The sequence below is a fragment of the Desulforamulus putei DSM 12395 genome (assembly GCF_900129195.1).
Classification (GTDB): Bacteria; Bacillota; Desulfotomaculia; order Desulfotomaculales; family Desulfotomaculaceae; genus Desulfotomaculum; species Desulfotomaculum putei.
Map to the genome: position 1 here is coordinate 1 of NZ_FQUY01000039.1, position 13281 is coordinate 13281.

The 13281-nt window shown below is 43.2% G+C and carries 12 protein-coding genes and 1 pseudogene; 1 reads left to right on the forward strand and 12 read right to left on the reverse strand.

The features are described from left to right. The 10 genes from BUB67_RS15040 to BUB67_RS17035 form a co-directional block, all read right to left on the reverse strand. The coding region (locus tag BUB67_RS15040) for an IS110 family transposase (RefSeq protein WP_143157109.1) at positions 1-190 on the reverse strand (190 nt) is incomplete at its 3' end. A gap of 311 nt (positions 191-501) precedes the next feature. Next, entirely contained in the window at positions 502-846 is a 345-nt protein-coding gene (hypA, locus tag BUB67_RS15045) for a hydrogenase maturation nickel metallochaperone HypA (protein ID WP_013809562.1), read from the reverse strand. A gap of 92 nt (positions 847-938) precedes the next feature. Further along, a complete protein-coding gene (locus BUB67_RS15050) occupies positions 939-2021 on the reverse strand; it encodes a hydrogenase large subunit (protein WP_073240211.1) in 1083 nt (360 codons plus the stop codon). Continuing rightward, entirely contained in the window at positions 2018-2560 is a 543-nt protein-coding gene (locus tag BUB67_RS15055; protein ID WP_073240212.1) for an NADH-quinone oxidoreductase subunit C, read from the reverse strand. Before BUB67_RS15055 ends, BUB67_RS15050 begins: the two co-directional genes overlap by 4 nt. Before the next feature lie 21 nt (positions 2561-2581). Next, entirely contained in the window at positions 2582-3076 is a 495-nt protein-coding gene (locus BUB67_RS15060) for a 4Fe-4S dicluster domain-containing protein (protein WP_073240213.1), read from the reverse strand. 13 nt (positions 3077-3089) lie between these two features. Next, the gene (locus BUB67_RS15065; protein WP_073240214.1) at positions 3090-3521 is read right to left on the reverse strand and encodes an NADH-quinone oxidoreductase subunit B family protein; all 432 of its coding nucleotides are present in this window, start codon (positions 3519-3521) and stop codon (positions 3090-3092) included. Positions 3522-3536: 15 nt separating this feature from the next. Further along, positions 3537-4502 carry a respiratory chain complex I subunit 1 family protein gene (locus BUB67_RS15070; RefSeq protein WP_073240215.1) on the reverse strand — a complete coding sequence of 322 codons (966 nt, stop codon included), beginning with the start codon at positions 4500-4502 and terminating at the stop codon, positions 3537-3539. Between the two features lie 2 nt (positions 4503-4504). After that, complete coding sequence (locus tag BUB67_RS15075) at positions 4505-8329, reverse strand: proton-conducting transporter transmembrane domain-containing protein (RefSeq protein ID WP_073240216.1); 3825 nt, start codon at positions 8327-8329, stop codon at positions 4505-4507. A 197-nt stretch (positions 8330-8526) separates the two neighbouring features. Further along, entirely contained in the window at positions 8527-8820 is a 294-nt protein-coding gene (locus tag BUB67_RS17030) for a helix-turn-helix domain-containing protein (RefSeq protein WP_238457082.1), read from the reverse strand. A 26-nt stretch (positions 8821-8846) separates the two neighbouring features. After that, positions 8847-9191, reverse strand: a complete 345-nt coding sequence (locus BUB67_RS17035; RefSeq protein ID WP_238457083.1) for a Crp/Fnr family transcriptional regulator — start codon at positions 9189-9191, stop codon at positions 8847-8849. A gap of 303 nt (positions 9192-9494) precedes the next feature. Here BUB67_RS17035 and BUB67_RS15085 point away from each other — a divergent pair. Continuing rightward, positions 9495-11008, forward strand: a pseudogene (locus BUB67_RS15085) (IS5 family transposase). A gap of 910 nt (positions 11009-11918) precedes the next feature. Here BUB67_RS15085 and BUB67_RS15095 read toward each other — a convergent pair. Then, complete coding sequence (locus BUB67_RS15095) at positions 11919-12773, reverse strand: class II fructose-1,6-bisphosphate aldolase (protein ID WP_073240218.1); 855 nt, start codon at positions 12771-12773, stop codon at positions 11919-11921. A 40-nt stretch (positions 12774-12813) separates the two neighbouring features. Next, the coding region (gene pgk / locus BUB67_RS15100) for a phosphoglycerate kinase (protein WP_073240219.1) at positions 12814-13281 on the reverse strand (468 nt) is incomplete at its 5' end.

Here is a 13281-nt window from a genome sequence, read left to right on the forward strand (position 1 = left end):
CTAATTTTTGTTGGTAAGCTTTGAGGGTAGTGACTAGATTTTCGAAACTTTCTCTGGTATTCTGGAAAGAGAAAGCTTTTCCAATCAGCTTTCCTTGCAACATCATTTGAGCCCAGTGTGTTTGTTTGGCAATATCAATTCCAACAATCAAGGTATTTGGCTGGATTTGTTTAATCTTAGAAACTTTCACTTTTCAGTCCTCCTGGTATTTTGAATTAGTGAGCCCGCGCTTGCATCTTCGAATGCTTTAGGCCACTACATTCTTTATACCAGGATTTTCATTTTCCCTCAAAACCCCTGCTCTTCATTACAGGAATGCTTTCTATGTTATACATTTTTTGAAACTACAAAACTTTTTAACATCAAACATCCCCCGGTAGGCGGGCTATACTTCCCCTCCGTCACCCAGTACGTAGAAGGAATAAGCCCGGCCCTTGCGGGCAGTGGTAAAACTCACGTTATCAGTGAAAAGCATAACTCTGGGACTTTCCGAGAAGGTACTTATTGTTCTACTTCTAAATTCTCAATGTACAATTCCCTTCCGGCAACGATGTCTACAAATCTGCTCTCACATTGCGGACATTTAAAATTATAGTTGTAAACCCGAAACACATTTTTACACTCCCGACACTTTCCCTGCAGTGGAACCCGCTCAATAACCAACTCTGCCCCCTCAGCAACAGTATCTTGCGCATAAACTTCAAAACACGCGGTTAAGGTCATAGGTTCCACTACTGTCATCTCGCCAACCTTAAGCTTTACTTTTAAAATTTTTTTTATTTGATGCTCTTTTACTTTGGTATTGATAATCTGAAAAAGACTATCCACTATCGCCATTTCATGCATGGCATCGCATCCTTTCGCTACGACACAAATCAAGAGAGCTACTGCCATAGCAGAATTTACGGTAAGCCCGGCTCCTGGCTTTCTTATTATAATTATCTTTCGGTGCAGGAGATACAGGGATCGATACTAGTAATAATAAGCGGAATATCAGACACTTTATTTCCCGGCATCATAACATTGAGCGCTTCCCAATTCATATAAGTTGGCACCCGCCACTTAAGGCGTTCCGGCATATCAGAACCATTTGTGCGTAAATAATAAATCAATTCTCCTCGCGGAGCCTCTGACTTGGCTACTGCCTCCCCAGCAGGTATTTCCGGCAAATAGTCTATACAAGTTGGACCGTCAGGCAATTTTTTTAGACATTGTTGAATAATATTGATAGCTTCCTGAATATCCCTTAATCTAACTATGGCTCTCGCTCTAACATCACAACCAGTTTCTACATTAACATTAACTTTTATCTTGTCATAAGCCGCATAAGGACTCTTTACCCGCACATCATTATTTACTCCAGACCCCCTGGCAACAGGACCAACCACACCATACCGGATGGCTTCTTCTTTAGGCAAGATCCCTACACCTTCAGTTCTAGCTCGAACAAGCTTATTGTTCATATAGATATCAACAATTTCTTCCAATGGCTTTTTCAAGCTGTCCATCTGCTTTATCATATATTTAATCTTTTCATTAGATAGGTTATATTTTACGCCGCCAATGGTATTAGCGGCCAAGTCCATCCGATTACCATAAATAGTCTCTTTGGTATCCTGGACTATCTCCCGTATCTCCATCACATGCATAAATAAGGAATCAAAACCAATGATATGAGCCAATATACCCGTATTGAACAAGTTGGATGCTATCCTTTTTATTTCATCAGCGATAACCCTTAGATATTCACCTCTTTCCGGAACTTTGATTCCGGCAATCTTCTCAAGGGCCATACAATAAGTAAATGGATGGTTATTTGAACACAAAGAACAAAGACGCTCAGTTAAAGTTATATTTTGGTAAATGTTGCGTTGCAATGCCAAGGATTCCATCCCCCGGTGTACAAACCCTGCCGTTATATCCAAACCAACAACAGTCTCTCCTTCAACCTGCACCCGGAAATACATTGGTTCTTCTAACGCTACATGTAGTGGTCCTACTGGGATGGTATAAGTACTCATTCATTATCTGCCTCCTTAGAAGTGGCTGCAAATACCTTCTCCCACAACGTTTTACTAGTTGCTCCGTTCATAGCAACTGATAAAGGAATTAATTTATTCATTATTCCTTCATCAATAGTTTCATCAAGGAACAATCTCTTTGGATTAGGATGGCCGACTACTTTAATACCATACAATTCTTGTAATTCGCGTTCCGTCCAATCAGCACTTTTTAAAATCGGAGTAATGGAATTAACTTTACCAATATCACGGGGTATTTCAATGGTAACTGTGCAAGTACAGCCATCCAGATCAAAATGGTAAGCTATTTCATGAATATCTTTCTGTTGGGCATCTTTAGTTTTATAAGCTGTAATTGTGATTACCCGGCCGCCCAATCTTGACACAATCAAAGCAACATTAGTAATTTGGCTGTGGTCATTGAGCCTACACCAGCCAGTAACCACTCCTTTAGAATCTGTTTCCCAACGCAAGGAGAATCCTTCGCCCACTGCCTGAGTTAGTTTCTCTGTAAAATCCTCCTGAATATTCCGCTCCATCCTGTTTCCTCATCTCCTTCATCAAAGGGCTCGTTCTTGGCGGCATTTTGGGCATAAATGCCTTAATTTTTCAATGTCCTCGTTAACTTGATCATAAGCTACGTTCAGTAATTCAAGAGCTATCGGCACCATAGGTGTAGCACACCGGGCACAATTTACATATTTAATGAACCCTTTTTCCACATATCTGTATTTGTCCTCTTGCCTGTGGGCTGTATGATAATCCTCAGTTAAGCGAATTGCTTTAGTTGGGCAGTAATGTTCACAGAGACCGCAAAAGGCACACGTATTATGCCAAAGTATAAACTCCAGGCCACTTTTGTCGGCCACTTCCCTGATTTGGATTGCTCCACCGGCACAAACGTGCTCACACATTCTACAGGCAACACAAGCCTTGGCATTATATTTGACTTTACCTCTCAGTCCCTTGGGAACAAAAGTTTCACCGAAGGGATAAGGATCGGTAGACGGACCTTTGAGCAAATTACGAATGGCTATTTTTAAAAATGAAGACATGGGCAACCCTCCTTTACAGCCTGGTTTCCCAAATTTTGATGGCTTCAACTATCCCGTCAATAATCGCCTGTGGTCTGGGAGGACAACCCGGTACATTTACATCTACCGGAATAAATTTGTCAATAGGCCCGGTAATAGCATAACTGTCTCTAAACACCCCTCCCGATATTGGACACACTCCTATGGCTACCGTTACTTTAGGATTAGGAATTTCATCGTAAAGACGCAAAACCTTTTCCTTAACCCGAGCAGTAAGAGGACCGGTAATCAAAACGATGTCGGCATGCTTTGGACTTCCACAATATTTACAGCCTAAGCGTTCAACATCATAACGAGGGATACATGCCGTAGTTGCCAATTCCACATCACAACCATTACAGGATCCTGCATTGATGCGGTACAACCACGGTGATTTCTTGGCAATTTTTTGCAGTAACTTTTTCATCCAGACTCCTCCCTGTTATCCTTGTAACAACGTTAAAACCAAGCTGATCAAAGCCAGTACTGTCGGATACTTAAGATAGAATTTAAAAGCCTGATCCATCCGTACCCGTCCTGTACTGGTGCGAACAACTGTAATAGAAATTACCATTAAAACTAAACATTTTAGGAAAAACCACAATAAGTTAAGCAAGAAATTTTCACCCAGTGGTGTCGGGAAAAAGAGTGCTATGGCTAAACCCAATACCACAACCACTTTTAGGGAGGTCATTAGTTTAAATAAAGCTAAACCGGTACCGGAATATTCCAGAATAGGACCCTCGACAATTTCAGTTTCCGCCTCGGGGATATCAAAGGGAACCACCCCCATATTACCCGGAATGAATACCAGAAAAGCCAGCAGAGCCGGTAACATGGTGTAATCAAAAAGTAATGCCCCGTTTTCCAGTTGGAACTGCACAATTTCACTTAAAGAAAAGGTAGCTATGCCACCTGTTGCCAGTCCAACTTTCAAAGCAACGGTTAGCAGCACTAGCAGTAAAGGCAATTCATAGGACATCATCATGACCATTTCCCTGGAAAAGCCTATAGCCCCAAATGGTGAACTGGAAGCAGAACCACCGATCATTAAAGCAATGGCAGGTAATGACAGCAAGTAAAGCAAAACCAATAAATCTCCCGAATGCTCAAAACCTTGGTATACGCCAGCAATAGGTATCAGGAGCACAGCTGCCATCATCCCTGCAACCCCCAACAATGGCGCTAACCTAAAGGCCTGCAGGTGCGCGGTCTCCGGTACAACTATCTCCTTCCTGGTAAGTTTGACCAGGTCAATAAAGGGCTGGTAGACAGGGGGGCCAACCCTCCTCTGTAATCGTGCAGCAATTTTACGGTCAATTCCCATAAGAAACAACCCAAAGGCTACGGCAAACAAGCCACCAGGAAAAATTAATAAATCAAAAATTAATTTAACAATATCCGTCATAATTATACCCCCTTACCTAAGCCGGTAATCCGGTATAAAACTTTAATGCACTGTTTAACCAAGCCTTTTGGCGATTCATAAAGATTATGGGAATTAACATGCACCTCTTCGGCTGTTAAATCAGTTACCCCACAAGTATAGATTTTTGTATATCTGATTTTCCCATTGCCAATAAAGTAGACACTAACACCTGCAATAAAGGCTATTGCCAATAGTACAGCGATAACCCCGGCATTCCAAGTTCCCAGGCCGGAATCAATCCCGAAAAGTGAAACTGAAACCGGTGTAAGGCCCAACCAGCTCTCTATGGCAACAATAGTAGTAAGTGGTACCCCCGGGAAAACCCCAAACACCACACACAAAACAGCCAAAATTACCATGGGAATTTGCATTGTCCAATGTGCTTCAGTTACATTCTCTAACTCCTTCGGTAATTGCCCGAAAAAGGCAGAATGTAAAAACTTAACGAACGAAGCTAAGGTCAAAACACTTGCCAATAAGGAGAATAAAGCTAAAAATACATATCCTTTCTCCATGGCAGCTTCATAGATTATCCATTTAGAGGTAAATCCATTAAACGGCGGAATGCCGGCAATCGAAAAGGCCCCAATCGCAAAGACCCCGAGAGTTACCGGCATTTTCCTGCCAATTCCTCCCAATCTATCCAGGTTCTCAATACCGGTTTTCACCATAATGGCACCGGCAACTAAGAAAAGCAGGTTCTTGAACAGCATATGGTTAACTAAATGCAATAATCCTCCAGCCACTCCTAAAGAAGAGCCCAAGCTGACTCCTAAGATGATATAGCCCATTTGACTCACTGTATGATAAATAAGCAGGCGCTTCATACCACTTTGCAACAGAGCCAGTGCAGCAGCCATTACAATAGTTAAGGCACTTATCCAGGCAACTGTATACATCAGGCTGGGCATCTCTCCTGCCAGACCAAACTTGCTTATAAGAGCAACTCCTCCAAAAACGTAGAACAATTTAGCCATCCCAAAGGGCGCACTTTTTAAAAGCACAGAAGAAATGTAACCACTGACCGGTGTTGGTGCAGTTGGCGGATGCATCTGATAGTCGATGCGGAAAGGTAGCATAGCTGCCTTCATTGCAAAGCCGATCAACATCAAGATCAAGCCAAATGCCACAAGGTTTGTCGGCAAAGTACTTAACCGCCCGGCCAGCGCACCCATCTCAAAAGTACCGGCATTAGCTGTTAAGACAATTAGTCCTAAAAACATCAGACTGGCTCCAACATAATTAAAAATAAAGTATTTAAAACCTTCCCGTAATGCCTCTTTGGTTTCCTCATGAATAATTACAAAGTATAAGGTCCAGCTACTCATGATTTCCCAGAAAGCAAAGAAACTGAAGAGATCTTTGCTCACCGCTACACCTAGAAGACCGCCAATCATCAAAACAAAAAACGTGTAAAAGCGACTTTGGGCATGTCCATGATCCATATAACCAAGTGAGTAGAGTAAATTTAAAACTCCAATAAAGGCAATAAGTAAAGCAAAACTCCAGGAAAAAACATCAAGATGGGAAGATGCAGTAAATACTGTTATCAATGTTGCGACCATTGTCACAACTGCTAACCAGCCGCTGAACTTGGCCGAACGTCTTCCCAAAAGGTAAGTAACCAGAGCCCCTACCATCGGAATTACCGCAACCATGGGCCAAACGATGGAAACATTGGGAATAGCAGTTACAGCCATTTGTCCTTTAGCTGCAATCAAATCAGCCACTGGCTTAACCAATGCCATACCAGCTTGCGGATATAAACCGTTAAAAACAGTTAAACCCGTTAGGATCCCAATTGGAATCAACATGGTAATTGGAGCTTCCTTAAGCACAGGACCCTCATACTTTTCAAAGAAAATAATCCTAACCAATTTCAGATAATAAAAACCACCAATAATACTACCCAAAAGGATTAAACCTGCCAATGCCAAATGACCGGCTTGTATACTAGCATAAAGCATTAAGAATTTACTGATGAACCCGTTGAAAGGCGGCAAGCCCATAATGGCCAAAATACCAATACTAAAACACAAAGACGTTACAGGCATCACCCGACCGATACCTTTAAACTTAGTAATTTCTTGACTCTTCAAGCGGAAGATTAAAGCTCCCACAGCCAAGAATAAAAGGTTTTTCATGATTGCATGATTCAAAACATGATAAAGGGAACCAATAAGACTCAAATAAGTTCCTATTCCCAAAGTAATTACTATCTCTCCTACCTGGGCCATAGTCGAATAAGCCAACATCTTTTTAATGTCGGTCTGCCGGAGAGCCATGATTTCACCGACCAAAAGCGTCAGTGCCCCAAGCATGGAGATAACAAATCCAATAGTAGAAAACTGACCGGTAGTACCCAACTTAGTCAGTAAACCCGCACCAAAAACAACAAACAGAATACGTACAAGTCCATAAATACCGGTTTTGGTCAAAATACCTGACATTGGCGCCGAAATGGATGAAGGTGCCACAGGGTGAGCATCAGGTAACCAGCTATGCAACGGCACCAAGCCTGTTTTGACACCAAAACCGATTATAAACATTCCCAAAACTGCTAACATAAGGCTTGGAGATAATACCTGTAAGTTTGCAGAAATTGCCGCCATATCAAAGGTTCCAAGCTTTACATGCAATGTTAAAATTGCAAAATGCATAATATAAGCTCCGGAAGTACACATGATAAAATATTTGAAACCGGCCCGTAAGGCTTTTGTAGTTTGCTCATGAACAACCAAAAGATAAGAAGTCCAGGTCATTAATTCCCAGAAGACGTAAAAGTTCCCCAGCTCCTTGCTGGTTGTCAAACCCAACAAAGTGCCTAACATTAAGAGTAAGAAGAAAAAGTAACGGTTTGTATGCGGTTTACCCTTTAAATAGCCTACAGAATAAAGAGTGATCAAGAAACCGATACCGGCCATAATTAGAGCAAAAAGTTTTGATAAACTGTCAAAATCGCCACCTTGCCAAGCCAAGTATACTGTTATACCGGTAATGATAACCGCCAACAAATTACGTAAGTCTGGCGAAAAACGCCCAATAAGATAAACTACGAACCCACCCACATAAGGAACGAGAACCAAGGTGGACCAAGGTGATTCAAAGGCAGGCAATTGTTCCGGACCCGCACTCCCTAATAATATGGCAGCAGCATGCTCAGCACTGTGAATGAAAGGCTCCGGAAATAAGCCCATAAAAGCAGTTAGACCACTCAGAACCAGTAAAACTATCATCAAAACAGAAGAAGTTTCTTTGACTTTTTCTACTCCCTCCACCTCTTGGACGGGTTTCTCGAAACACAGTCTTTGAATTACCAGAAGGAAATACACTGCCTCAATGATACTGCCTAACGTGGCCATAGCAGCATAAAACCAATGACCACTTTCAATAGCTGCATAAATAATCAAAAATTTACTAATAGAACCCTTAAATGGCGATAAGCCCATTACTGAGAACAACCCGAAACCAAACAAGGTTGCTATAACAGGCATGGTCTTACCTATCCCTTTGAGCTTTTCAATACTATGGGAGCGCCCTCGTGCAATAAATGCCGCTGCAGCAAAAAAGACCAACCCCCGCATTACAATTTGGTATTCCAAATGCAGCAGAGCTCCTGAGATACCTTCATAAGTACCCATACCAAGTCCCAGCAGAACATACCCGATTTCAGCAATACTGGAAATAATCAGTAATCGGATTAGGTTTTTCATCTGCTTCAGTGCAACTAGTTCACCAACCAACAGAACTATTACACCAAACAAAGCTATCACAGATGACCCATTAATTAGAAAACCAAAATCCACATTTCCTACCTCCTTCACCAAAAACAATTTGTTCTTTTGCTCACTTTAAAGAAAAGTGAACATAACTTCTGTCGGATAAACGATGGTTTTTCAAAAACCTAAATCCGTAAAATAAATCTCCTGCAGCACCCCTTACTATTGCCCATGCCGGGCATACCACATAAAAAAAGAAGCGAAAAAGTATTTTCGCTTCTTAACTAGAAACCTGATTCTATCCCCTGCAATTTTTTTAAATCTTTAATCAAAATAGTTCGTCGGTTTACTTTTTCTAAAATGCCCGACTTTTGCAGATCATTTAAAAAAACTGAAACTGTTTGACGGGTAGCTCCCACCATCAGAGCAATTTCTTCAGTAGTTAGGCCCAGCTCTAACTTAATTCCCTGCTGTACCGGTATTCCTATGTCTTCCGCAGCATGAACTAAAAATTCAGCCAGCCTTAAGTAAGTCTCTTTAAAAACCAAACTATTAATTATGGTAAATGAGCTTTTCAATAAATCCCCCAATACTTTAACCATATTCAAACCAAAAATAGGTGAATTAACAACAATCTTTGGAAGTTGCGGACATCGGTAACCAATATAGTTGTATCTTCCATAGCCTGAATAAAGGCTCTAGTATGTGTACTGTAGACATCACCTGGACTCAAAATGGACAGGGTAAATTCCTTATCTTCATAAGCCAGATAAATCCTAACCCTGCCATGCTTCACTAAAAATACCAAATTTTTCTCATCGTTCGGTAAATAGAGAATTTCCTTTTTAAGAAACCGACGTTCCTGAAACTTTTCCAAGAACTCGGCATACTCCGGGGAACTCAGAGTTTCCAACAAGTCGATGTCTGTTAACCTCATTCTGGTTGCCATAATTCTTCCCCCTCTCGCATAAATGGATATGGCCCGATAATTGCAAATCTACACCCTCATCTTGTTTTCAACAAAGTATCAAGTCCGTCATCTTTGGAAATAGTTAGTTGGTAACTCCCTCCGGCAATAATCCTGCCAATCTACCAAAAAACAAAGCAGCAAACAACGTGATGCCCCCTACTTAGGGTTTGCTGAAAGGATCGCAACCCCATATAAAACAAGGGCTTAGAAGCATGATTGTCGAAATAAGGTGCAAGGAAAATGCGGCAAAGGCCGGAAAAATTGTGCACCTGGAGGAAGAATATGTTCCATAAATTGGAAAAACAGCTGTATCTCGAAGAATTCATACTCCCCTTTGAAGGTAAACTGAGGGCTGACAATCGTTGGGTCAAATTGGCTAAGATCATCCCCTGGGATACCATTGAAGACCGATACGCTAAACATTTAAAAGGCAACCGTGGACAGGTAGCTAAACCCGTTCGAATGGCTCTTGGGGCTCTCATCATCCAAGAAAAGTGTAGATACAGCGACCGCGAGACGGTTGAGCAGATCACAGAGAACCCATATCTGCAGTATTTCATCGGCCTCCGGGAATACCAGGACAAACCTCCGTTCGATCCTTCTCTTATGGTGCACTTCCGTAAGCGTTTTGACGCGGAAAAAACTCTAAAGGCTATCAATGAAGAAATCTGCCGTGCCGCCAGGGAAGCTGAAGATAAGAAGGATGACGATGATCATAAACCAGAACCGCCATCAAACGGTAATAAGGCGGAATCCGTAGAATCCAGCAGCCCGGAAAGGAATGCTTCTTCCTTCGAAATATACCGAAAAAACCAAGGTAAGCTTATCCTAGACGCTACCTGTGCTCCGGCAGATATACGCTACCCCACTGACCTCTCCCTGCTTAACGAAGCTAGGGAAAAGCTGGATGATATTATTGACATTGTGCACAAGACTCTTGGCAAACCAGGTAAAAGACCACGCACTTATCGTCAAATGCTCGTAAAGCCTATCTCAGCATTGTCCGCAACAAGAAACCTGGGAAAAAAGCTGTCCGCAAAGCCATTGGCCAGCAGCTACGCTATGTGAGGCGAAACCTGCGTGCCGTAGACCTTACACTGGCTGGCGATGGTCATGGACTAAGCCGGAAGCATCAGGAAACATTGAATACCATACGTAAGATTTACGAACAACAGTATCATATGTATACCCACAGGACTCATCAGATAGAGGATCGCATTGTCAGCATCAGCCAACCGCATATCCGTCCTATCGTTCGAGGGAAAGCCAAAGCAGATGTCGAGTTCGGTGGCAAAGTGGCCATCAGTATTGTAGACGGCTACGCTTACGTAGAAAAACTGCGTTGGGATGCCTTTAATGAGGCGAAGACCTTAATAGAGTCCGTGGAATGCTGCCGCAAAAGGTATGGATATTATCCTGAAGCAGTGCAGGCCGATAGGATCTACCGGAATAGGGAGAATTATCGGTACTGCGAAGAGCGCGGCATACGACTCAGCGGGCCAAGGCTTGGTAGACTGCCGACGGACAAAGAAAAACAAAAAGAACAGAAACGCCTTGAACGGCAAGATGCTTGCGAACGTAATGCCGTGGAAGGTAAATTCGGCGAGGGCAAGCGTCGCTACGGCTTAGCCCGTATTATGGCGCGCCTAAAAGAGACTGCCGAAAGCGTGATCTGTCTGCAGTTCCTGGTGATGAACTTGGAGCACAGGCTCCGCGTTCTTTTGTTCTATTTTCTGCGACACCTGTTGCATCGAAATTTGACTTATTTCAGACCGTTATTATGGTGTTGTAGTTAAAATAAATATTTGTTCAGTAAACCCTGCTTATTTCCCATTAATTGTTTGGCCAGTACCAATTCTTTGGGAGTGTTAGAAGGATTCAAACTTTGGATGCTTATTATATTGAAAACTTCTTATGCTGTTAAAAAGACCTCTTATTAATCATTAGACTTAAATCAGTAATTTCCTCTTCTTTTTTTCACTTTTCTGCTCAGCCAACGAAACATGCTCTGCCCCTCTTTTCATCAGTATCTTTCTTTCTATTTTTTGTTTTTATTAGATTATATATACAGAAAAACACCAAGGTGGTTTTTTTATATATATGCTTGTTCACTGATTCTTCTATCCATCTGGCAATATAGGAGTGAGGGAGATAAGCTTCCCCACTATAGGAATATGTTAGCCACTTTTCATGCTGGGGGAACTGGTCGATAATTGTTTCAATTGTTGTGATGCGGTTTTTAGTTTTCCATGCAAAGGAGCGGTAGCACATGATAAGACACCGTTCCTAAACACATAGACATATGTGTTTTGGAACGGTGTCTTTCTGGAGCTTTATAGCCAGCATGGGCATGTTTTTTATCGGCGGAGCTTTATTAGAAATGGCAATCGAAGCAATGAAAAGATTTGCCTCCTGGAATGTGATCCGATTAATCACAGGGTATCCGATCTGGTTAATGAAAAAATAAAGAAATCTCCTATGTTCATATCAGTGTTATCAGTGAGGATAAGATAAGAAATTGGGCGGTGAGTCATTTACCGGCCCGGCAGGATATGTAAAATAAGGGCCTATCCTGTTCCAGCCAGGTTGCTGTCAAGAGGCCGCGTTAGCGTCGTCTATAGGCCTTTACTCTTGACTGGCAGCTGGCTGGAACAGAAACTCAGGTAGGCGGTGGGGCTATATAGTTCTTATGCCCGATAGTTTTGCTTATGCTTTTCCTTTTGAACCAAAAACTTTGATTTTCTGCCTAATTAACTCAATGGTTGCCTCGCGTGCCGGCCCTAGTATCTTTCTGGGGTCAATTTCTTTAGGTTTTTCATCCAGCGCCCGGCGCATGGCATAGGTAAAGGCTTCCCGGATGTTGGTATCTATGTTTACTTTTCTTACCCCCAGGGAGATTGCCTTCTGGACGGACTCATCAGGTACTCCTGATGAACCGTGCAGCACAATGGGTATTTTTACCAGGTCTCTAATTTCTTTTAATCTCTGAAAGTCAAGTTTAGGTTCACCTTTATACTGGCCGTGGGCGGTACCTATGGCCACTGCCAGGGAGTCCACCCCGGTGCGTTCCACAAATACTTTTGCTTCCCGGGGATCAGTTAACATAGCTTCCCGTTCGTCCACAGTAATGTCGTCTTCCGTACCCCCTATTTTTCCCAGTTCCGCTTCCACCGACACGCCTACAGCCCTGGCCGCTGCCAGAACCCGGTTAGTCAGTTCGATATTTTCTTCCAGCGATAGTTTTGATCCGTCCAGCATTACGGAAGTAAATCCGGCTCTAATGCACTGCATGCACTGTTCAAAGCTGGTGCCATGGTCCAGGTGCAAAGCAACTGGTACGCAGGCTTTATCGGCTGCCAGTTTAACCATGCCAACAATCCATTCCAGGCCCGCATATTTAATAGCTCCCTGGCTGGCCTGGATAATCACCGGTGATTTCTCCGCCTCGGCGGCTGCAATGATGGCCTGTACTATCTCCATATTGTTGCAGTTGAAGGCTCCCACTGCATAATTGCCGACCTCTGCTTTTTGCAATAGTTCGGTAACTGTTACCAATGCCATTTTTTAACCTCCTGTAAAATATTTCAAAAATTATGAATTCTTAAGCTGGAGAACTATCCTGCAGTGCAGCTACCCCGGGCAGCTCTTTCCCTTCCAGAAACTCCAGGGAGGCCCCGCCGCCGGTGGAAATGTGGCTGATTTTATCCGCTACGCCCACCTTATTGACGGCCGCCACCGAATCCCCGCCGCCCACGATGGTGGTGGCATCCGAATCGGCCAGCGCCCTGGCGATGGCTTCGGTGCCTTTGGCAAAGGGCTCCATTTCAAAGACACCCATGGGACCGTTCCAGACAACGGTGGCCGCCTTTTGGGCTGCGGCGGCAAATCTTTCGGCGGTTGCCGGACCAATGTCCAGCACCATCCAGTCCTCCGGAACTTCGGTCACCGGCACCACCTTCTGCCGGGAGGTTGGTTCAAAGGCCAGCGCCACCACCACATCGGTGGGTAAGAGCAGTTCTACCCTGCGGGCCCGGGCCCGCTCCATCAGTTCTCTGGCCAGGTCCACCTT

Excerpts from the sequence above, each read along its gene's own strand:
- BUB67_RS15055 (WP_073240212.1), bottom strand. The coding sequence starts at position 2,560 with ATGGAGCGGAATATTCAGGAGGATTTTACAGAGAAACTAACTCAGGCA.
- hypA (WP_013809562.1), bottom strand. The coding sequence starts at position 846 with ATGCATGAAATGGCGATAGTGGATAGTCTTTTTCAGATTATCAATACC.
- BUB67_RS15070 (WP_073240215.1), bottom strand. The coding sequence starts at position 4,502 with ATGACGGATATTGTTAAATTAATTTTTGATTTATTAATTTTTCCTGGT.
- BUB67_RS15060 (WP_073240213.1), bottom strand. The coding sequence starts at position 3,076 with ATGTCTTCATTTTTAAAAATAGCCATTCGTAATTTGCTCAAAGGTCCG.
- BUB67_RS15065 (WP_073240214.1), bottom strand. The coding sequence starts at position 3,521 with ATGAAAAAGTTACTGCAAAAAATTGCCAAGAAATCACCGTGGTTGTAC.
- BUB67_RS15050 (WP_073240211.1), bottom strand. The coding sequence starts at position 2,021 with ATGAGTACTTATACCATCCCAGTAGGACCACTACATGTAGCGTTAGAA.
- BUB67_RS15095 (WP_073240218.1), bottom strand. The coding sequence starts at position 12,773 with ATGGCATTGGTAACAGTTACCGAACTATTGCAAAAAGCAGAGGTCGGC.
- BUB67_RS17035 (WP_238457083.1), bottom strand. The coding sequence starts at position 9,191 with ATGGCAACCAGAATGAGGTTAACAGACATCGACTTGTTGGAAACTCTG.